Genomic DNA, 19,872 nt, shown 5'->3' on the forward strand with positions numbered 1-19,872 from the left:
AAGCATGACCATGCTTCATTGCAGGGCAGAGAGGCGAAATTCAGCAGCGGTAAGGTCTTCCGGCGTGTTCACGTTGAAGAACGGATCACCGTCTGCCGTCTCCCAGTTTTCTGTTACGGCGCCAAGGGTCTCGAGGAGAAGCCCGACTTTCCGCTGCCCTGCAGCAAGAGCCTCGGCCAGCGGTTCGCGGGCCCCTGGCGGCCATAGCGCGATGACGTGATGGCGCTGTCCGGCCGAAGCCGCGCAGACCACCCCTGCGCTGCCGGTATACCGATGTATGAGTCGGGAGACCAGATCGGCGGGCAGAAATGGTGTGTCTGCGGCAACCGTCAGCAGCGGGGTCTCGGGCGATTGCCGGGCCAGCCACTCCAGCCCCGCCAGAACTCCAGCCAGGGGGCCGGGCCGTCCGGCCAGCGTGTCGGGCACCAGGAGCAGGCCGAAGCCGGCATACAGTTCAGCGGGATCGTTGGTGTTGATGGCAAGGCCCGCCACCTGCGGTGCGATGCGCGCCAGCACGTGGGCAATGAGCGGGCGGCCGGCGAGGGGGACCAGCGGCTTGGGCAGCGGCGCCGCGGTGCTGGTCGCCATGCGGCGCCCATGGCCGCCAGCGAGGATGAGGCCGTACGGGAGGAGCATGGATCTCATGGTGCATCGCCCGGGTGCAAAAGCAAACGCCCAGCCGTGGGGCCGGGCGTCGCATCACTGGAGGCGGAGGGCATCCAGCCGCTTGGATGGTGCGTGGGGCCGGGGGCCCGTCAATCCACCAGCGCCGGGGGGCGGCTCGAGGTGAGCCGACGCGGCAGCAGCGGCGCCACCTTGGCGATGATTGCCCGCCACAGCGCAAAGTCGTTCAGCCGCGAGTTCTCGAACCAGCCGATCAGCGCCGCCGCCGCGAACGGCAGGCTCTGCACCATCAGGGCGATACCGTAGAGATTGATCTCGCGGATATGCCGCCAGTCGTTCTTGGTCAGCGCCACGCCGGGCATGTTGTTCAGCACGATGAGCGCGATGCCGGCCAGCAGCAGCAGGCCGCCGAGGGTCGCCTCGGGCAGGGCCGGGAAGTGGCGGGCCGCGCCGGCGAGCCAGTTCTTGCCCTTGGCGGTGCGGGCGAAGGCCAGATCCTTGTAGCGGAAGCCGTCCAGCACCGCCTTGGCCACCGTGTACTGCACCGCGCTCGCCGCCACTGCGGCGCCGAGCATGCGCAGGGGCGTGGTTTCCACCCGCAGCCGGTAGAGGCTGACGAAGTGCAGCAGATAGACCAGGAAGGTCATGAGGATGGGCAGGGTGAGCACATAGGCCGGCACCGAGACGCCGAACAGCAGCACGAACGGCACGAAGGCGAGGGACGCCAACGCCATGGCGGCGCCCACCGATTCCGAGCCCAGCCAGGAGATCCAGCCCAGCACGAAGTGGCGCTTCTGGGCCGTGGTCAGGCGCGAGCGGCCGGGCAGGAACCGCCGCCAATGCTTCTTGATGATCTGGAAGCCGCCATAGGCCCAGCGGTGGCGCTGTTTCTTGAAGGCCTCGAAGTTGTCGGGCAGCAGGCCGTAGCCGTAGCGCTTGCGGGTGTAATGGGTCTTCCAGCCGTTCTCGGCGATGGAGAGGCCGAGATCGGTATCCTCGCAGATGGTGTCCGACGACCAGTTGCCGGCTTCCACCATGGCGGCGCGGCGGATCAGGCACATGGTGCCATGCACCACGATGGCGTCGTCCTCGTTGCGCTGGACCATGCCGATGTCGAAGAAGCCAGCATATTCGGCATTCATCGCTTCGTGCAGGGGGCTGAGGCTGGCGTCGCGATGGTCCTGCGGCGCCTGCACGAGACCCACGGTGGGGTCCTCGAACACGGGCACGAGGTCCTTCAGCCAGTCCGGCGTCACCACATAGTCGGCGTCGATGACACCGATGATCTCGGCGTCGGAAGCGGTGTGATCCAGGGCGATGCGCAGGGCGCCGGCCTTGAAGCCGGCCACCTTCTCCGCATTGATGAACTTGAAGCGGTCACCCAGCTTGGCGCAGTGCGCGCGCACCGGCTCCACCATCGCCGGGTCGGGCGTGTTGTTGATGATGATGATCGCTTCGAAGTTCGGATATTCCAGCTTCGCCAAGGCGTCGATGGTCTCGATCAGCATCTCCGGCGGCTCGCGATAGGCGGGCACATGGATGGAGACCTTGGGGAAGCGGGACGGGGTGGCGGGTTTCAGCGATTCCACCAGGCGATGGGGGCCGTTGCCGAAGGCGATGGCGGCCATCTCCTCCACCCGGTAGAGCAGCACGAACACCAGGGGCACCAGCATCACCACGCTGAGCGCCAGGGTGACGTAGTCGCCGCCGGTGACATAGTGGTTCATCCAATAGTCCACCACCGTCGCCAGCCAGGCGGCGACGCCGTTGGCCGCGCCGGCCAGCACCAGGCCCTGGGACATGGTGAGGTCGCGCATGCGCAGCAGCGGCAGAGTGAACAGCACGCCCAGCAGCAGGGCCAGGATGGCGGTGGGGGCGTAGCTGTGCTCGACGATGGGGCCGGTGAGGGGGAACTTCAGGTTCCGGTCGGCATCGAACACACCCCAGTACTGGCCCACCGAGCCTTCGTTCTGCTTCTTGGGCAGGTCGAACGCCTCGATGATGTTGTACTCGATGCCGAGCGCGTCCGCCCGCGCCACGAAATCGCGGATGATCTTGGCCTGCTCGATGGGGTCGGGCACGCTGGCGCCGCGGTTGAAGCCGTGCGAGGGCCAGCCGAACTCGCCGATGACGATGCGCTTGCCGGGATAGGCGGCGCGCAGGCGGTTGTAAGCGTTGATGGTGAAGTCGACCACCTTGTCGGCCGGCACGTCCTCCCAATAGGGCAGGATGTGGGCGAGGATGAAGTCCGCGGAGGCGGCCACTTCCGGGTGGTCGAGCCAGGTGTTCCAGATTTCGCCGGTGGTCACCGGCACGTTCACCTGCCGCTTCACCTGGCGGATGAGCTCGGCGAGCTCGCGGTCGTCCATGTCGTCACGCAGCAGGGTTTCGTTGCCGACCACCACCGCCTGCACGTTGCGGTTCTTCTTGGCCACCTCGATCACGCCCGCGATCTCGCGGTCGTTGCCGTCCTTGGCCTTCTCGATGACGGCGCCGGTCTGCTTGTCCTTGTCGCGGTTCAGCCACGCGCCAGCGGTGACCTTGATGCCCTCCTCGCCGGCGATGGGCGCGATCAGCTCCTTGCCGTTGGTGGACGAATAGGTCCGCACGCCCCGGGTATAGGGCGCCACCACCTTCATGTCGGAACGGATCTGCGCTGCGTTTGTCGGCGCCTCGCCTTCCGGGCTCATGCTCCGGCTGAACGGGGCGAACGACAGGCTTTGGAAGCGATCCGTGACGTTCGGAGCGCTGACCTCGGGACGCAGGGAAATCCACATCGCGGCGTGGATCGAAGTCACAATCGCGATGACCGCTGCCGCAGCAGCAAGACCGGGACGCATGGCGATGCCCACCCAAATCTGGGATATCTGAACCAGGAACGCTCAACTGTAGCGAAAGGTTCTGGAAAATCTGGATCCGGAGCACCCTTTCGACCTGCCCCACGGTCGGCACCGCAGCTCAGGCCAAGCCGTACGCTGCGATGCATCGAGAAACTAACATGCTCACCTTTGGAGTTAAATCCTGATCATGGCGGGCATGGGACGCCGCTGCGTCAGGTCGATGACCCGTCCATGATCTTATTGTTGCGCGGGCGCCGGTGCCGGCGGCGGGGCGGCGATGTAATCCGGGTTGATCCAGCACTGGTGCACACGCGCGTCGACCCGTTCGCGCGCCTTGGGATCAATCTTGCCCTGGCGCACCAGGCAGCGGAAGGCGAGCTTGAGGTGCTCGGTGGGGCAGCCGAAGCGTTCGTAGATCTCCTGGTGACGACGGGCGGTGTCGATGTCGTCGTTCCACAGAAGTGCGGCAATCCGCCGCCCCGTCCAGACGCACTCCGGCAGGCCGGCGGTGCCCGGGAGCTTGGCCGCCTCGTTGAACTCCTCGATGGAGCGGCGCTGCGCTTCCTGCGCGGCCTTCTGCTCGGGGGTCTGCGGGGTCTCCTGCGCCGGCTTCTGATCGTTGGGCTGGGACTGGGCCGCTGCCGGCAGGGGCGCGACAAGGGTGCTGCACGCGATGGCGAGAGCGCCCGCCAGGGCCTGGAGTTTAAAGCGTTGCATGAGAGCCATGTTCTTCAAAAGGAGGGGCGGAGCGATCCGCGGCGACACGTTAGGTGAAGGCAGCGAATTTGTCAGCATGACGGCGCGGGCCTGCGTTAATGGCGAACGATCGCCGCGCGCCGGGCTGCTGCTCTCTCGCGGCGAGGTGACTTCACAGGGCCGCCGGGAGGCTCTATGTGCCGCCACAGCCCGCCTTGCTACTCTCCGCTCGCCACTGTCCCGCGGCGCCGTAAGGGGGCAGGCTCTGTCTTGCTTGGCTTTGGAGTTCCGATGTCGTCCTTCGTGCGGCTCCCGCTGGTCCTCGCCCTTGTTGTTGCCGCTCTCGTTGCTGGCCTGTGGGTTTGGCTCGGCCGGCCCGTGGCGATGCCGTCCTCGCCGCTGGCGGCTGGAGAGAAGCTGCCGTGCGTCTCCTATGCTCCGTTCCGTGATGGCCAGTCGCCGTTCCAGAAGGGCCTCGTCATCCCCGAGGCGCAGATCGACGAGGATTTCGCGCAGCTCGCCAAGATCACCTCGTGCGTGCGCACCTATTCCATCGAGATGGGGCTCGACAAAGCCCCGGACATCGCCCGCAAGCACGGGCTTTCCATGTTGCTCGGCGTGTGGCTCGGCCCCGATGTGGACCGCAATCGCATTGAGCTCGACACCGGCGTGCGTCTCGCACAGGAAAACCGCGACGTGGTTAAGGCCGTGGTGGTCGGCAATGAGGTGCTGCTGCGCGGCGAAATGTCGGCCACCGATCTCGGCACCACCCTGCGCTGGGTGAAGTCCCAGGTGGGTGACGTGCCGGTGACCTATGCGGACGTCTGGGAATTCTGGGAGCGCAACAAGGGACTCACCGAGAACGTGGATTTCGTCACCGTCCATATCCTGCCCTATTGGGAGGATCTGCCGGTGTCTGCAGCAGAGGCGGGGCCCCATGTGGATGAGATTCGCCAGCGCATGGCCGAGGCCTTTCCCGGCAAGGAGATCCTGATCGGCGAGACCGGCTGGCCCAGCGCCGGCCGCATGCGCGAGGAGGCGCTGCCGTCCCCCTCCAATCAGGCCCGGGTGATGCACGACGTGGTGAGCCTCGCCAAGAAGCGCGGCTATCGGGTCAATGTCATCGAGGCGTTCGACCAGCCCTGGAAGCGCCGCAGCGAAGGCACCGTGGGCGGCCATTGGGGCCTCATCGATGCCGGCACCCGCGCGCCCAAGTTTGAATGGGGCCAGCCGGTGGAGGATTTCCCCGGATGGCGCATGCATATCGTGGTCGGCGTGCTGGCGGTGGCCGGCGCGTTCGGGGCGGCATGGCGGGCCGGGCGCAGCCGCGAGGAGGGCGTGACCCCAGCGGAGTGGGGCGCGGTGTCCCTGGTGGCGCTGTTCGGCGGCGCGACATTGGGCGCGGCCATCTCCGCCCTGCCGCTGGAAAGCCTGGGCCTGGTGGGCTGGCTGCGCAACGGCGCGCTGCTGGCGCTGGCGCTGGCGGCGGTGGTGGGCATGCCGGCGGTCATCGCCTCCGGCCAGGGCCTGGCTCCGTTCTCGGTGGCGCTGGATGGACGGCTCAGGGCCCGTTCAGCGCCCATGGCGATTCTCGCCGCGCTGCTGCTGCTGCTGGGCGTGGTGGCCACGGGCGCGGTCGCGTTCGAGCTGGTGTTCGATCCGCGCTACAAGGATTTTCCGGTGTTTCCGCTGACCTGCATCGTCGCCGCATTGTTCGCGCCGCTGTTGGTGCGGCGGGCGGAGCGGGAGGGCTCAGGCCTGGGCGAGACCGTCGCCGCCTGGGTGCTGCTGATCGGCGGCATCTATGTGCCGCTCAACGAGAGCCTCGCCAACTGGCAGGCGGCCTGGTTCGGTGCGCTGTGCCTGGTGTTGGCCTTCACGCTGTGGCGGGTCCAGGCCGTGCGAAGGAAAGGATGAGGAGCATGGCTGCCAGCGCCCCGGCGATCTCGTTGTGAAACACCAGGGCGAAGGCGGCGAACACCAGCGTCATGGCGAACGCCGCCAGCGACGGCGCAAGGAGCTGGATGACGGCGCCGCCCAGGGCGAGAATGCCAAACACGTTCCACAAGGACAGGGTGAGCACCGCGGCGCGGCCGTAGCAGCCCATGCTTTCCAGCCCCGCCTCGCAGGCGAGGCCGACCAGCGCCGGCTCCACCACCATGTAACGCATGTAGAGCGCCCAGCCGACCGCGCCCATGCCCAGGGGAATCAGCCAGTTGAGGCTCTTGGGACCGGGCCGGAACAGGGGCCGGTCGGCATAGGGAATGTCGATCATGGACGCACCTTTGCGCGCGGGGCCTGGAGCGGGAGTGATGGGGCGCTGCTTTAAGAGGTGGGGCGCGCCGCGTCCAGCGGCAAGGTGGCGGCAGAACCGCCACCGGTTCGCGGCACAGACGGATTTTGCGATGGCGGGCCGGGCACGATAAGGGGAACCGCCGTCAGGAGGATGTGTGATGAGTGAACGGAGCCTACTGGTCGTGGTGCTGGCCGCCGGTGAGGGCACGCGCATGGCCTCGCGCCTGCCGAAGGTGCTGCACAAGGTGGCCGGGCGCACCATGCTCCACCATGTTCTGGAGACCACCCGTGCCGCCGGTGCCACCCGCACCGCCGTGGTGATCGGTCCCGATCGCGACGACGTGGCGGCGGAGGCGTGCCGGGTGGTGCCCGATGCCCAGGTGTTCGTGCAGCGCGACCGGCTCGGCACCGCCCATGCGGTGCTGGCGGCCCGCGCCGCCCTGGAGGCGGGCGTGGACGACGTGCTGGTGCTCTATGCCGATACGCCACTGATCCGCCCGCAGACCCTGGAGCGGCTGCGCGCGCCCCTGGCCCAGGGGGCGGCGGTGGCGGTGCTCGGCTTCCGCCCGGAGGATCCCACCGGCTACGGCCGCCTGATCACCGCGGGGGAGGCGTTGGTGGCCATCCGCGAGGAGAAGGACGCCACCGCCACCGAGAAGGCCGTGGGCTTCTGCAACGCCGGGCTCATGGCGCTGTCGGGGACCCATGCCCTGGCGCTGCTGGACCGCATCGGCAATGCCAATGCCAAGGGCGAATACTACCTGACCGACGCGGTGGAGCTGGCCCGGGCCGAAGGCCTGGCGGTGGTTGCCACCGAGGCGGACGTGGAGGAGGTGGCCGGCGTCAACAGCCGCCTGCAGCTTGCCGAGGCGGAAGCGATTCTGCAGCGCCGCCTGCGGGCCGCGGCCATGGCCGCCGGTGCGACCCTGGTGGCGCCGGAAACGGTGTTCCTGTCGGCGGACACCCGGCTGGGTCGCGACGTGGTGGTGGAACCCAACGTGGTGTTTGGGCCCGGGGTCAGCGTCGGCGACGACGTGGTGATTCACGCCTTCTGCCATCTGGAAGGCGCTGTGGTGGAGGCGGGGGCGCAGATCGGCCCGTTCGCCCGCCTGCGTCCCGGCACGCGGCTGGAAAACGGGGTCCGCATCGGCAATTTCGTGGAGACCAAGGCCGCCCACGTTGAAAAGGGGGCCAAGATCAACCACCTGTCCTATGTGGGCGACGCCCATGTGGGGGCCAACGCCAACCTCGGCGCCGGCACCATTACCTGCAATTACGACGGCTTCGGCAAATACCGCACGGAGATCGGCGAGAACGCCTTCATTGGCGTCAATTCGGCTCTGGTGGCACCGGTCACCATCGGCAAGGGGGCGTTCGTGGGCACCGGGGCGGTGGTGACCGACAACGTGCCGGACGACGCCCTGGCGCTCGCCCGCAGCCGCCAGCTGGTGAAGGAGGGCTGGGCCAGCGCCTTCCGCGCCCGCAAGGCCAAAGGCAAGGAATGAGGACGACGAGAGAAGCCGTTCCGACATGATCGGAAAGGGGATGTGATTCTGCCCTATTCCCCAAGCCAAGGTAGGAACGTTCAGACAATCCGTGCAGGCTGAGTCCCTTGGGACCGGCGCGCCACGGTCGCGCAGAGGCAGGCACAGGGATCATCGGAGCGTCACGGCATGTGTGGAATCGTCGGCATTCTCGGCAAGAGCGCGGTGGCGGAACATCTGGTGGATGCCCTGCGGCGGCTGGAATACCGGGGCTATGATTCCGCCGGCATCGCCACCCTGGAGAAGGGGCGGCTGGAGGTCTGCCGGGCCGAAGGCAAGTTGCGCCATCTCGAGAGCAAGCTCGATCGGCACCCTTTGCACGGGCATATCGGCATCGGCCACACGCGGTGGGCCACCCACGGCAAGCCCTCCGAGCGCAATGCCCATCCCCACGCCACCAAGCGGGTGGCGGTGGTGCACAACGGCATCATCGAGAATTTCCGCGAGCTGAAGCAGGACCTGCTCGATCTCGGGGTGAGCTTCAAGAGCGATACCGATACCGAGGTGGTGGCCCAACTGGTGGATCGCCAGCTGCTCGCCGGCCGCGATCCGGTCTCGGCGGTGGGCGAGGTGCTGCCCCGCCTCAAGGGCGCCTTCGCCCTGGCCTTCCTGTTCGATGGCGAGGAGAATCTCATCATCGCCGCCCGCCGCGGCTCGCCGCTGGCCATCGGCTACGGCCGGGGCGAGATGTTCCTGGGCTCGGACGCCATCGCCCTCGGCGGGCTGACCGATCTCGTCACCTATCTGGACGAGGGCGACTGGGCGGTGCTCACCCGCGAGGGCGTCACCATCCGCGACGAGAACGGCGCGGTGGTGGAACGGGCCATCCAGCGGGTGCCGGCCGGCGCCATGCTGGTGGACAAGGGCAACCACCGGCACTTCATGGCCAAGGAGATCTATGAGCAGCCGGAGGTGATCTCCCACACCTTCGGCCATTATCTGGACCTCGGCGCCGAACGCATCGCCATTCCCGATCTGCCGTTCGACCTCAACGAGGTGCGCCACATCTCCATTACCGCCTGCGGCACCGCGCTTTATGCCGGGGCGGTGGCGGAATACTGGTTCGAGCGGTTCGCGCGCATTCCAGTGTCCACTGACATCGCCTCCGAGTTCCGCTATCGCGAGACGCCGCTGGAGCCGGGGGGCGTGACCATCGTCATCTCCCAGTCCGGCGAGACCGCCGACACTTTGGCCTCGCTGCGCTACGCCAAGTCCTGCGGGCAGAAGGTGGTGGCGGTGGTGAACGTGGCCACGTCCACCATCGCCCGTGAGGCGGACATGGTGCTGCCCACCCTGGCGGGGCCGGAGATCGGCGTGGCCTCCACCAAGGCCTTCACCTGCCAGTTGGCCACCCTGGCCTGCCTGGCGGTGGCGTTCGGCCGCGCCGCCGGACGTCTGGCGGAAGATGACGAGCGCCGCCTGGTGCGGGCCTTCATGGAAGTGCCCCGGCTGATGACCGAGGCGCTGAAGCTCGCGCCCGACATCGAGGTGCTGGCCCGCACCCTGGCCAAGGCACAGGATGTGCTCTACCTCGGCCGCGGCACCAATTACCCGCTGGCCCTGGAAGGCGCCTTGAAGCTCAAGGAGATCTCCTACATCCACGCCGAAGGCTATGCCGGCGGCGAGCTGAAGCACGGGCCCATCGCGCTCATCGACGAGACCATGCCGGTGGTGGTGATCGCCCCGCATGACCGGATCTTCGACAAGACCGTCTCCAATATGGAGGAGGTGGCCGCGCGCGGGGGGCGCATCATCCTCGTCACCGATCCCAAGGGCGCCGAGGCGGCCCATGTGGACGCGGCGGAGAAGCTGATTCTGCCCGATATGCCCTCGACGGTGGCACCCCTGGTCTATGCCATTCCGGTGCAGCTGATCGCCTACCACACCGCGGTCATCATGGGCACCGATGTGGATCAGCCGCGCAATCTCGCCAAATCGGTGACTGTGGAGTGAGCTGGTCCGCGCGTGGATACCTCCGCGTAAGTTGCGGCAGCGGCAGACGCTAGCGTCTGGGCGGAAAGAATGCTGTGTTCGGCGGCCTCGCGAGGAGAGGACCGATGCAACCGGCCGGCTTTACCCTTGTCATGAATATGGCCGTCGCCGGGCTGTTCGCGGCGAGCTACGTGGCCATTGCCCTGCTCAATCGCGGCAGCCGGGCGCCGATCTGGTTCGCCGTGAGCTATGCCATCGGCATGCTGACGCCCATGGCCCAGCTCGGACTCGCCTATAGCGGTTGGACGGTGTTCTTCGGCGGCCTGGTGTTCTTCAGCTTCGCCGCCGCGCTGCTGGCGATGGTGCCGGCGCTGGCGGTGTTCTATCGGACACGGCCCCCCTGGCGGCTGGTGGGGGCGCTTGCCCTCGGCACCGTGATCCTCGGGCCGGCCCTTCCTCTGCTGGGACGGGGGCGGCTTGTCTATGAGCTTGCCTATCAGGCCCCGTTCGCCGCAGCCATGGCCGCCTGCGTCTGGGTGGTGCTGCGGGCCAGCCCGCGCCAGATCAGTGACCTGATGCTGGCCCTGGCCTTTGCGCTGCTGGCGGCGCATTTCCCCGCCAAGGCGGTGGTGGCCTGGCGGCTCGGCACCGGCAGCCTGCCCACCGACTACATCGGCACCACCTATGCGCTGGTTTCGCAGGTGAGCTCCGGCATTCTGCTCGTGGCTACCGGCCTGGTGCTGCTCATCAAGGCGCTGCAGCAGGTGATCCGTGAGAGCGAGGCGGTCGCCGAAACCGATCCGCTGACGGCGGTGGCCAACCGGCGCGGTTTCACGCTGCGCGCCGAGCGGCTGTTGACGGAGGCGCGCGAGCACGGCCGTCCGGCAGCGGTGCTGATGCTGGATCTCGATCACTTCAAGGCGGTCAACGACACTTTCGGCCATGCGGCGGGCGATGCGGCGTTGCGGGCATTCGGCGCGCTGCTGCGCCGCTCGGTGCCCCAATCGGCCCTGGTGGCGCGACTGGGCGGCGAGGAATTCGTGGTGCTGCTGGACCGCACGCCCATGGATGCCGCGCTGCTGCATGCGGAAGCCCTGCGGCTGGCCACTCTGGATTGCGCGGAGCCGGGCCTTCCGGCGCTGAGCGTCAGCATCGGCGTGGCCGCGCTGCCCGTGCCCTATGATCTGAGCCGCGCCCTGGAACGCGCCGATCGCGCGCTCTATGCGGCCAAGAGGGCAGGGCGCAATTGCGTGCGCAGCGAGGAGATGCGCCCATCTCTTAAAGTTAAGTCTTAACTTTAAGAGATGGTGAATTATTGCGAAAAATCAATTCATTAACCATACTTCATAAAGTGCTTTAAGAGGCTGTCTCAAACCCTTTTTCCGGCAGGTGCGAGGCTCCCGGATGAGGTTGCCGTCGCCCCGGGGCTCGGCGGTTGGCGACAGTCTGGCGTTTCGGGCGGCGAAGCTGCTGCGCAGGGCACGGGCTACCGCGCGGCGTGGGCGCGGTCGTCGGCCTCAGGGGGCTGCCTCGCCTCGCATGCCGATGGCGACCTGTGCCGAAGGGCAAGGCGGAGCGACGCGCGCGGGGGCGGATCAGGAGGCGGCTTCGCGGCGCGTCCCGAAGGCCATGGATGGCGCCGGCCGTTGGGGCCGCGCTGGCCCGAATGGCCCGCTCTCACACCGGGGGTTCCGGTGCCGACCTCCACAATAAAAAACCGCCGTCCGGGCGGGAGCCTGGACGGCGGTCATGCTGCGGTGTCGGGCGCGCTGCAGGCGCCTCATGTCATGCCGAGCTGTGGGCCGGGCCTCAGCGCAGGGGCTGGGGCGTCGGGCCCATGCGGCCAACGGTGAAGATCTGCACCCGTCGATTGACGGCGCCGGTGGGGTTCTTCGGATCGAGCAGCACCTCCTCGCCCAGGCCCACCGCCTCCAGGCGGCGCGGGTCCACATTGAAAGTGGTCGAGAGGGCTTCCTTCACCGCGTCCGCGCGCTCCTGGCTGAGCTTGAGGTTGTACTCGCGCGGGCCGGTGACATCCGTATTGCCGGTGATGATGAATTTGTAGCCGAGCAGAACGGGGTTGTGCATGGCATCGGCGATGGCACCGATGGTCCCGTAGGAGGACGGCTCGATGATTGCCGAATTCAGGCGGAACTGAATCTGCACGTTGATCTGCGGCAGCTTATCCAGGTGCAGCGCCAGCGACGGGCGGGTGAGCTGCTCGCCGGGATACTGCGTCATGTGCTGCTGCACCAGCTTGCGCATCTGCTCTGCGGAGATCGGCGGTGCGTTGTCGGTCAGGCCCTGGAGGCCCTGCAGAATCTGGCCATCGGACAGCGCGGTCTGGGCCAGGGTGGGGGTGGCGGCGAGCGCCAGCGTGGCCACCAGCGCCATGCGGATGAGAGGCGACGTCATGGGTGTCGTCCTTCCTTGATCGTTCGGAGTGGCGGGATGGCTCAGCGATAGCCGGCGTCGGTGATGGCCTGGTTGCAGGGCGCGCTGACCACCTTGCTCGCCTCCAGCAGGCAGGAGAGCAGGTTGCCGTCACCCGGCACCATGCCCTGACAGAGCCGGGCGGCATCCGCATTGCAGAGCTTGTAGATGGACTGCTGCGCCTGCTGGCGCTTGGCGATGGAAGCCATGGCCATGACATAGTCGGATTTGCAGCGGGCGCTGACCTGGGAAATCTTGCCTTCCATGCAGGCCCGCAGGGCGCCACCGCCCAGATTGACCTTGGGGCAGAATTTGGTGATGTCCGGCCCGCAGCTCTTGGCGAGAAGGGCGCCGGCCTGCGCGTAGCTCATGGTTTGCGCGCTCGCCCCCGCCGTGGACACCGCCAGCAGCAATGCCGCCAGCAGAATTCGAATGCCTGTCATGTTACAGCTCCCATCCCCTGTTGAGCCTTGGATCTTCATCGTGCGCACCGACGGCGCTCCGGCGCTGGAGCAGCCGCGCCGCAGTGGCGGCGCCGCGGTAAGAGGGGCCGGGGCCGCGGGAGGGCCCCTGATGTTCCAAAGCTGGCTCTTTCTGCATCATGCGGCGGCGGAGGGGCGCACCGCTTGGCGGCCAAGCTTGTTTCCCTGCCTGCCTATCGTCCTCATGGGCAATACGCAAGCTGCGGCGCATCATTGCGACTGAATCCGGCAGGCGCGGCACGCCGTCGGCGGGGCCACCGCGGACGAGAGGCCGGCGAAAGGCCCTTGAGGCGGCCAATTGGGGGCGCCCATTGGGCTGCGGAGCCTTGCATTTGCACTGCTCTTGCGCTATTTGAGCGGCGTTCGAGGCTTGCTCTCCCAAAGGTGGAGGCCGTCTGGACGGGCACGGCGCCTGCGGGATACGCGCGTCGGAATACTGGAGGCAGCCCGTCCTGGCATTCGCTTGTAGCCACGCCTCGAGACATTCCAATTCAGCCCGTGCCGCTCGGCTATTCGCGCCGGCCCGCCGATGGAACATCGGTGGCCGTCTCGGTGTTTCCTCTTGAGGGAGGGGCGCCGGGACATCCCGAGCGGTTCGGGGTTTCGCAACACGAGACGCCGGCGCAGAGAAGTTCGGAGACTGAATGTCCGCCGTAGAAACCACCCGTGAAGATTTTGCCGCCCTCCTTGACGAGAGCTTCGGCCGCGCCGAGCCCGCCGAAGGTACGGTCGTCAAGGGCATCGTGGTCGCCATCGAGAAGGATTTGGCGATCATCGACATCGGTCTGAAGACCGAGGGCCGCGTGGCCCTGCGCGAGTTCGCTGGCCCGGGCCGCGAGAACGCCATTCAGGTGGGCGACGAGGTCGAGGTGTATCTCGAGCGTGTCGAGAACGCCATGGGCGAGGCCGTCCTCTCGCGCGACAAGGCGCGCCGCGAGGAGAGCTGGGTCAAGCTCGAGAAGGCGTTCACCGCCAACGAGAAGGTCTTCGGGGTGATCTTCAACCAGGTGAAGGGTGGCTTCACCGTGGATCTCGACGGCGCCGTGGCGTTCCTGCCGCGCTCGCAGGTCGACATCCGCCCGATCCGCGACGTGGCCCCGCTGATGCACAATCAGCAGCCCTTCCAGATCCTCAAGATGGATCGTCGCCGCGGCAACATCGTCGTCTCCCGCCGCACCGTGCTGGAAGAGACCCGCGCCGAGCAGCGTCACGAGCTGGTGCAGAACCTCGAAGAGGGTCAGGCCATCGAGGGCGTGGTCAAGAACATCACCGATTACGGTGCGTTCGTTGACCTGGGCGGCATCGACGGCCTGCTGCATGTCACCGACATCGCCTGGCGCCGCGTGAACCACCCGACCGAGGTGCTGTCCATCGGCCAGACGGTCAAGGTGAAGATCATCAAGATCAATCACGAGACCCACCGCATCTCGCTCGGCATGAAGCAGCTCCTGGGCGATCCCTGGGAAGGCATCGAGGCCAAGTATCCGGTGGAGGCCCGCTTCAAGGGTCGCGTCACCAACATCACCGACTACGGCGCGTTCGTGGAACTGGAGCCGGGCATCGAAGGCCTGATCCACGTGTCCGAAATGTCGTGGACCAAGAAGAACGTTCACCCCGGCAAGATCGTTTCCACCTCGCAGGAAGTGGAAGTGCAGGTGCTTGAGGTGGATAGCGCCAAGCGCCGCATCTCCCTCGGCCTCAAGCAGACCCTCCAGAACCCCTGGGAGGCCTTCGCCGAGAAGTATGCGCCCGGCGCGGTGGTCGAGGGCGAGGTCAAGAACAAGACCGAGTTCGGCCTGTTCCTGGGTCTCGACGGCGACGTGGACGGCATGGTCCACCTGTCCGATCTCGACTGGAACCGTCCCGGCGAGCAGGTCATCGACGAATACCGCAAGGGCGACATGGTCAAGGCCGTGGTGCTCGACGTGGACGTCGAGAAGGAGCGCATCTCCCTCGGCATCAAGCAGCTTGCCGGCGATCCCTTCGCCGAGGCTGGCGATGTCCGCAAGGGTGCTGTCGTGACCTGCGAAGTCAGCGACGTGAAGGACGGCGGCATCGAGGTGAAGCTCACCGGCACCGACCTGTCGGCCTTCATCAAGCGTTCGGAGCTCGCCCGCGACCGCAACGACCAGCGCCCCGAGCGCTTCTCGGTGGGCGACAAGCTGGATGCCCGCGTCACCCTGTTCGACCGCAAGGCGCGCAAGGTGCAGGTCTCCGTCAAGGCGATGGAAATCGCCGAGGAGAAGGAGGCCGTGGCCCAGTACGGTTCGCAGGACTCCGGCGCTTCGCTCGGCGACATCCTGGGCGCCGCTCTCAAGCAGCGCGCCGAAGAGACCAAGGAAGACTGAGCCTTTTCGGGTTCAGGCCTTCAAGGCCAGACATGAGAAGGGCCGGCGCAAGCCGGCCCTTTTTTTTGGTGCCTTCGCTTAGGGGAGGTGCGAGTGTCAGTTCAGCCGCAGCAGGAAGCGGCGGTTGATGGCCTGCACCGGTCGGGCGTTCATGGCGAACAGGGCGCGGAACGTGTCGATGTCGGCCTGGGCCACATCGATGGGTGTGGCGAACACGTTCCAGTCCACCACCTCCGAGCAGGGCGGCGTGGTGAGGGAGCCTTCGTAACGGTAGGTGCTCGGCACCGCCGGCAGCAGCGCGCCCGGGTCCAGCTTCAGCGGCTTGTCGGCGCTGCCGGCGGCATGGGGGGCCGCGGCCATCACCTCGGAGAAGGTGGCGTTGGGCCGACCCGCCTGCATGAACACGCCAATCACCAGCAGCCCGCCATCGCTCGCGGCATGGACGAAATGGGCTTCCATGGCCTTGTGGGCCCCCACCAGCGTGTGCTCGCTGGGGGTGTGGAAGTGAAACTGCTTCAGCACATAGGTCTTGCCGTTGAGGCTGGCGGTGGCATCACCGTCCACGGCATCGGCCTGGATGGTGTGGCCGTTGTTGGTCACCCGGAAGGTGCCGGGTGACCAGGCGAGCTTCGGTCGCGCGCTTTCGGCGGCGACGGCGCCGTCGAGATTGACGGGGGATTGCTGGCTGCCCATGGAGCAGGCGGCGAAGCCCTGTTCCAGGCTGCCCCACTCCTGCGGCCCGCCGTGGCCCTCATAGGACCAGTGGACCCCTTCGCCCGCCTTGGCGAGGGGGGCGCAGAGCGGGCACAAGGCAAGAGCCTTCAGTAAAGTCCGACGACCCAGCATGGCGTTTCCTTCAAGCTTATTGGCGATCGACGTCGCTCGTCACAGTAGAGGACAGTTCCGATCGCGCGACAAGCTTGCCGCAAGCTTGCGTCAGGTGCCGCAAAAGGTCTGGTAGTCGCTCATCTGCGGCGGCAGCGCTGCATAGCTGGCAAAACGCGGCTGCTCATCAAAGGGATGAGAGAACAGGCCAAGCAATTCCTCGAACGGGGCGGTATCGCCTTCCTCGACAGCGGCCACCAGCGCCCATTCCACCAGATGGTTGCGGGGAATGAAGAGGGGGTTCACCCGCTCCATGTCGGCGCGGGCCGCGCTGCCCGTCCGTCCACCGGCGGCGATGCGCAGGCGCCAGCGCGCCGCCCAGGCGTCGAACGCCTCGCGATCCAGGAACAGGTCGCGCACGGCGGCCAGGTTGTCTGCGCTTTCGGCCGCGGCGCCAAGCCGGCGGAAGGTGAGGGTGAAGTCGGCCTTGGCATCCGCCATCAGGGCCAGGAGTTCGAACGCGAGCTCGAGGTCGTCCACGTTGCCGTCGGCGAGGCCGATCTTGGCCAGCAGTCCGGCGTGGTAGGCGGCCTTGAAGCGATCGGGGAAGGTGGCGAGCAGGGCATTGGCCTCGTCCACCGCCGCCGCGCGGTCGTCATTCAACAGGGGAATGAGGCACTCGGCGAGGCGGGCGAGGTTCCAATGGGCGATCTGCGGCTGGTTGCCATAGGCGTAGCGGCCCATGTGATCGATGGAGCTGAACACCGTGGTGGCGTCATAGCCATCCATGAAGGCGCAGGGGCCGTAATCGATGGTTTCGCCGGAGATGGACATGTTGTCGGTGTTCATCACCCCGTGGATGAAGCCGATGAGCTGCCAGCGCGCCACCAGGGCGGCCTGGCGGGCCATCACCCCCTCCAGCAGTGCCGCATAGGGCCGCGCCGCGCCAGCGGCCTCGGGATAGTGGCGGGCGAGGGCATAATCGGCGAGGGCCTTCAGCGCGTCCGTGTCCTTGCGGGCGGCGAAATACTGGAAGGTGCCGATGCGGATGTGGCTCGCCGCCACCCGCGCCAGCACCGCCCCGGGCAGCGCCCGCTCCCGCCACACCGGCTCACCGGTGGTCACGGCGGCGAGCGTGCGGGTGGTGGGCACGCCCAGCGCCGCCATGGCTTCGGAGATGAGATATTCGCGCAGCACCGGGCCGAGCGCCGCGCGCCCGTCGCCACGGCGGGAGAAGGCGGTGGGGCCGGAGCCCTTGAGCTGGATGTCGCGGCGCCGGCCGGCCTGGTCGATCACCTCGCCCAGCAGCACCGCCCGCCCGTCGCCGAGCTGCGGCACGAACTGGCCGAACTGGTGGCCGGCATAGGCCAGCGCGATGGGCTCGGCGCCCTCCGGCACGTCCACGCCGGCGAACATGGCCACGGCTTCCGGGGTGGCCAGCGCCTGCGGATCGAGCCCCAGCTCGCTGGCGAGGGCGGCATTGATCTTGATGAGCCCGGGTTTGGCCACCGGGGTCGGCCGGCTGGGGGCGAAGAAGCCCTCCGGCAACCGGGCATAGGAATTGTCGAACGGGATATGCAGCGGGCGGGTGTCGGCAATCGCGGTCATCACAAGAGCTTTCCCCCCGGGCGAAAAGGGGCAGGCCCGGGATCTCAAAGGGCAGGATCTCAACGGCGAAAGGGTGCGCGCTTCCGCGCCCCCTGTCCAGCCGGGTGCCTCACGGCCTGAGCGGGCGCAGGCCGACGACGCCGGCATCGGCATCATAAAGATAGTCGAAGCCGTTGAGGAACCGCACCGTAGTGTTGATGAACGGCGCGCGACGGGCGCGCCGCGAGACCACGATCTCCGCGGGCGCCAGCGGATCGGCGGCATCGCCCGCCGTGAAGCCATAGCGCGGCCCGGCCACGCCGTTCGGGGGCACCACCTGCACGGGCGTTCCGGGGGCGAGGCGGGCGTCGGCGCCGCCGCCCGCCAGCAAGCCGGCGGATTGGCTCTCCGGCACGGTGAGGTACATGCGGGTGACGCCCGTATCCATCAGCAGCGTGCCGCAGGCGGGCGGCTGGCGCCCCGCCAGAGAGAGACAGGCGGGAAGGGGAGCCCATTCGCCGGGGATGTCGGAGCGGGCGAGAGAGATCCGGGTGAAGCCCTCTTCCGCACCGGTCAATCCCACCTGAACCCCCTGGCGGCTCACCACATAGCCGCGGCGTAGCGCACCCGGTGCCATGTTGGGGAGGTTCAGGAAAGGGTTCTTCTCCGGCGTGCCCTGGGGCTGGTGGTCCCGTTCGCGGGCGAAACCGATGCCGAGCATGGCCACCCCACGCGGCTTGTCCCGCGGCGTGCAGTTCCGCGCCGTCTTCAGGCAATCGATGCGGCTCACCGCCAGCACCGGCAGCGGCCGGGTGGTGACGCGCCGCCCGTCCGCCCCGTGCACGGTGACCGGCGCCACCACATAGCGCCCGCGCATGATACGGCCCGATGAGGAATAGGTGAGGCTGCCGGGGCCGAGATCCGGCAATTGATCCAGGTGCGCGATAGAGCTAGCGGAGATGATGACACCGGTGGAGCCGGTATCCATCACCGCCCGGTGCATGGCGCCGCCGATGGAGATCCCCAGGGTGGGCGGCGCGGTGATGGGGGCGCCCGGCGCTGGGGCATTGAGATAGGGCAGGGTGACGGGCCCGGCCGTCTGCGCGCTGGCCATGGTGGTGGCGATCAACAGGGCGGCGCCGGCGATGATTGTCGGCGCCGCGGGCGCACGGGCGGCGCCATCCGAGCCCAGGCGGCGCTGTCGGGCGCGGGCGAAGCGGTCGGTCGCCTGGCCCAGCGCATCGAGGAGGGCGCGAACGGCAACGAGCGATGCGGCGGGCGGCATGGTGGGTCTCGTCGGCCTGCAGCGCATCGCGCGTGGGGAAGGTCGTGCCCACAATGGCGCCTGCGCGGCCGGACGTCGATGCCCTTGAGCGCTGCGGTGGCTCGCCATTCCGAGGCCAAGGCGTGCCTTCAAGGGGCGCGCATGCGCGGAGTGGGATCCATAAACGGCGCTCGACACCCGCAAGGCCGTTGCGGCAGCGGCGCCGGGCTGCTTGTCTGGGGCAGGCCTTCCATCCGCGAGTGACGCTTATGCGCAGCGAGATCACCGGAACCACCCTGCCTGTCCTCACCTTCACCCTGGAGCCCGGAGAAACCGTGCTGGCGGAGCCCGACCGCCTGTCGTGGATGACGCCCAATGTGGCGCTGAACACCACCGCGGCCACCGGCGGGGCCGGCGGGCTGTTCTCGGCCATCGGCCGGGCCATATCCGGCGGCGGGCTGTTCATGACCGAGTTCTCCGCCCAAGGCGGCGAGGCGCTGCTGGCGTTCGCGGCCACCGTGCCCGGCAACATCATCGAGGCCAAGGTGACGCCCGGCGCGGGCTTCCTCATCCATCGCCATGGTTTTCTGGCGGGGGAAATGGGGCTGTCGCTGGCCATCGGCGTGCAGCAGTCGCTCGGGGCCGGCGTGTTTGGCGGCAACGGGTTCGTGCTGCAGCATGTCACCGGCCAGGGCAGCGCCTTCGTGGAGCTGGGCGGCGAGATCGTCAGCTACACGCTGCAGCCGGGTCAGGAACTGCTGGCCCATCCCGGCCATGTGGGCATGTTCGAGGAAAGCGTGGCGTTCGAGATCACCACCATCGCCGGGGTGAAGAACGTGCTGTTCGGCGGCGACGGCCTGTTTCTCGCCCGGCTCCGGGGGCCCGGCAAGGTGTGGCTGCAGAGCCTGACCCCCGCCAAGCTCGCCCACGTCCTTGCCCCCTACCTGCCCACCGGCGGCCAGCACTGAACGCGCGGGGCGGCTCGCGCCAGCTTGCCGCGCG

At 67.8% G+C, this 19,872-nt stretch carries 15 protein-coding genes; 6 read left to right on the top strand and 9 right to left on the bottom strand.

The features are described 5' to 3' along the window. Positions 1-15 precede the first annotated feature (15 nt). The 3 genes from mobA to MEU52_RS10695 all read right to left on the bottom strand — a co-directional run bounded on the left by mobA (position 16) and on the right by MEU52_RS10695 (position 4,181). Complete coding sequence (mobA, locus tag MEU52_RS10685) at positions 16-645, bottom strand: molybdenum cofactor guanylyltransferase MobA (RefSeq protein ID WP_273546160.1); 630 nt, start codon at positions 643-645, stop codon at positions 16-18. Between the two features lie 110 nt (positions 646-755). Beyond that, a complete protein-coding gene (locus tag MEU52_RS10690) occupies positions 756-3,401 on the bottom strand; it encodes a glycosyltransferase (RefSeq protein ID WP_238121257.1) in 2,646 nt (881 codons plus the stop codon). Positions 3,402-3,701: 300 nt separating this feature from the next. Beyond that, entirely contained in the window at positions 3,702-4,181 is a 480-nt protein-coding gene (locus MEU52_RS10695) for a hypothetical protein (protein ID WP_238121258.1), read from the bottom strand. Positions 4,182-4,451: 270 nt separating this feature from the next. Between MEU52_RS10695 and MEU52_RS10700 the strand changes: the two genes are divergently transcribed. Next, a complete protein-coding gene (locus MEU52_RS10700; protein WP_238121259.1) occupies positions 4,452-6,077 on the top strand; it encodes a glycoside hydrolase family 17 protein in 1,626 nt (541 codons plus the stop codon). On the opposite strand, the gene MEU52_RS10705 is transcribed toward MEU52_RS10700, so the two are convergent. Continuing rightward, the gene (locus MEU52_RS10705) at positions 6,037-6,435 is read right to left on the bottom strand and encodes a hypothetical protein (protein ID WP_238121260.1); all 399 of its coding nucleotides are present in this window, start codon (positions 6,433-6,435) and stop codon (positions 6,037-6,039) included. The two genes, MEU52_RS10700 and MEU52_RS10705, sit on opposite strands and share 41 nt — an antisense overlap. A gap of 178 nt (positions 6,436-6,613) precedes the next feature. On the opposite strand from MEU52_RS10705, the gene glmU reads away from it, so the two are divergent. The 3 genes from glmU to MEU52_RS10720 all read left to right on the top strand — a co-directional run bounded on the left by glmU (position 6,614) and on the right by MEU52_RS10720 (position 11,226). Then, on the top strand, positions 6,614-7,960 hold the full coding sequence (gene glmU / locus MEU52_RS10710; RefSeq protein ID WP_238121261.1) for a bifunctional UDP-N-acetylglucosamine diphosphorylase/glucosamine-1-phosphate N-acetyltransferase GlmU: 1,347 nt from the start codon (positions 6,614-6,616) through the stop codon (positions 7,958-7,960). A gap of 168 nt (positions 7,961-8,128) precedes the next feature. After that, positions 8,129-9,952, top strand: a complete 1,824-nt coding sequence (glmS, locus tag MEU52_RS10715; RefSeq protein WP_238121262.1) for a glutamine--fructose-6-phosphate transaminase (isomerizing) — start codon at positions 8,129-8,131, stop codon at positions 9,950-9,952. 104 nt (positions 9,953-10,056) lie between these two features. Continuing rightward, positions 10,057-11,226 carry a GGDEF domain-containing protein gene (locus MEU52_RS10720; protein WP_238121263.1) on the top strand — a complete coding sequence of 390 codons (1,170 nt, stop codon included), beginning with the start codon at positions 10,057-10,059 and terminating at the stop codon, positions 11,224-11,226. 514 nt (positions 11,227-11,740) lie between these two features. Here the strand turns inward: MEU52_RS10720 and MEU52_RS10725 are convergent. Together MEU52_RS10725 and MEU52_RS10730 are read right to left on the bottom strand one after the other, a co-directional pair. After that, the gene (locus tag MEU52_RS10725; RefSeq protein ID WP_238121264.1) at positions 11,741-12,346 is read right to left on the bottom strand and encodes an OmpA family protein; all 606 of its coding nucleotides are present in this window, start codon (positions 12,344-12,346) and stop codon (positions 11,741-11,743) included. A 41-nt stretch (positions 12,347-12,387) separates the two neighbouring features. Beyond that, the gene (locus MEU52_RS10730; RefSeq protein ID WP_238121265.1) at positions 12,388-12,807 is read right to left on the bottom strand and encodes a hypothetical protein; all 420 of its coding nucleotides are present in this window, start codon (positions 12,805-12,807) and stop codon (positions 12,388-12,390) included. Between the two features lie 683 nt (positions 12,808-13,490). On the opposite strand from MEU52_RS10730, the gene rpsA reads away from it, so the two are divergent. Then, a complete protein-coding gene (gene rpsA, locus MEU52_RS10735) occupies positions 13,491-15,194 on the top strand; it encodes a 30S ribosomal protein S1 (RefSeq protein ID WP_238121266.1) in 1,704 nt (567 codons plus the stop codon). 96 nt (positions 15,195-15,290) lie between these two features. Here rpsA and MEU52_RS10740 read toward each other — a convergent pair whose 3' ends face one another. From MEU52_RS10740 to MEU52_RS10750, 3 genes are all read right to left on the bottom strand, one after another. Then, a complete protein-coding gene (locus tag MEU52_RS10740) occupies positions 15,291-16,040 on the bottom strand; it encodes a carbonic anhydrase (protein WP_337927109.1) in 750 nt (249 codons plus the stop codon). Between the two features lie 90 nt (positions 16,041-16,130). Beyond that, a complete protein-coding gene (locus MEU52_RS10745) occupies positions 16,131-17,627 on the bottom strand; it encodes a protein adenylyltransferase SelO (protein ID WP_238121267.1) in 1,497 nt (498 codons plus the stop codon). A 109-nt stretch (positions 17,628-17,736) separates the two neighbouring features. Continuing rightward, positions 17,737-18,891, bottom strand: coding sequence for a hypothetical protein (locus tag MEU52_RS10750; RefSeq protein WP_238121268.1), 1,155 nt, complete (start codon positions 18,889-18,891; stop codon positions 17,737-17,739). A 248-nt stretch (positions 18,892-19,139) separates the two neighbouring features. On the opposite strand from MEU52_RS10750, the gene MEU52_RS10755 reads away from it, so the two are divergent. After that, positions 19,140-19,838, top strand: coding sequence for a TIGR00266 family protein (locus MEU52_RS10755; protein ID WP_238121269.1), 699 nt, complete (start codon positions 19,140-19,142; stop codon positions 19,836-19,838). Positions 19,839-19,872 lie beyond the last annotated feature (34 nt).

It is taken from the genome of Xanthobacter sp. NM-25 (assembly GCF_022138605.1).
GTDB lineage: Bacteria > Pseudomonadota > Alphaproteobacteria > Rhizobiales > Xanthobacteraceae > Xanthobacter.

What these genes read in the sequence shown, in the direction of transcription:
- MEU52_RS10750 (WP_238121268.1), bottom strand. Translation starts at nt 18,891, where the DNA reads ATGCCGCCCGCCGCATCGCTCGTTGCCGTTCGCGCCCTCCTCGATGCG.
- MEU52_RS10705 (WP_238121260.1), bottom strand. Translation starts at nt 6,435, where the DNA reads ATGATCGACATTCCCTATGCCGACCGGCCCCTGTTCCGGCCCGGTCCC.
- glmU (WP_238121261.1), top strand. Translation starts at nt 6,614, where the DNA reads ATGAGTGAACGGAGCCTACTGGTCGTGGTGCTGGCCGCCGGTGAGGGC.
- MEU52_RS10725 (WP_238121264.1), bottom strand. Translation starts at nt 12,346, where the DNA reads ATGACGTCGCCTCTCATCCGCATGGCGCTGGTGGCCACGCTGGCGCTC.
- mobA (WP_273546160.1), bottom strand. Translation starts at nt 645, where the DNA reads ATGAGATCCATGCTCCTCCCGTACGGCCTCATCCTCGCTGGCGGCCAT.
- MEU52_RS10695 (WP_238121258.1), bottom strand. Translation starts at nt 4,181, where the DNA reads ATGCAACGCTTTAAACTCCAGGCCCTGGCGGGCGCTCTCGCCATCGCG.
- MEU52_RS10740 (WP_337927109.1), bottom strand. Translation starts at nt 16,040, where the DNA reads ATGCTGGGTCGTCGGACTTTACTGAAGGCTCTTGCCTTGTGCCCGCTC.
- MEU52_RS10690 (WP_238121257.1), bottom strand. Translation starts at nt 3,401, where the DNA reads ATGTGGATTTCCCTGCGTCCCGAGGTCAGCGCTCCGAACGTCACGGAT.
- glmS (WP_238121262.1), top strand. Translation starts at nt 8,129, where the DNA reads ATGTGTGGAATCGTCGGCATTCTCGGCAAGAGCGCGGTGGCGGAACAT.
- rpsA (WP_238121266.1), top strand. Translation starts at nt 13,491, where the DNA reads ATGTCCGCCGTAGAAACCACCCGTGAAGATTTTGCCGCCCTCCTTGAC.
- MEU52_RS10700 (WP_238121259.1), top strand. Translation starts at nt 4,452, where the DNA reads ATGTCGTCCTTCGTGCGGCTCCCGCTGGTCCTCGCCCTTGTTGTTGCC.
- MEU52_RS10730 (WP_238121265.1), bottom strand. Translation starts at nt 12,807, where the DNA reads ATGACAGGCATTCGAATTCTGCTGGCGGCATTGCTGCTGGCGGTGTCC.
- MEU52_RS10755 (WP_238121269.1), top strand. Translation starts at nt 19,140, where the DNA reads ATGCGCAGCGAGATCACCGGAACCACCCTGCCTGTCCTCACCTTCACC.
- MEU52_RS10720 (WP_238121263.1), top strand. Translation starts at nt 10,057, where the DNA reads ATGCAACCGGCCGGCTTTACCCTTGTCATGAATATGGCCGTCGCCGGG.
- MEU52_RS10745 (WP_238121267.1), bottom strand. Translation starts at nt 17,627, where the DNA reads ATGACCGCGATTGCCGACACCCGCCCGCTGCATATCCCGTTCGACAAT.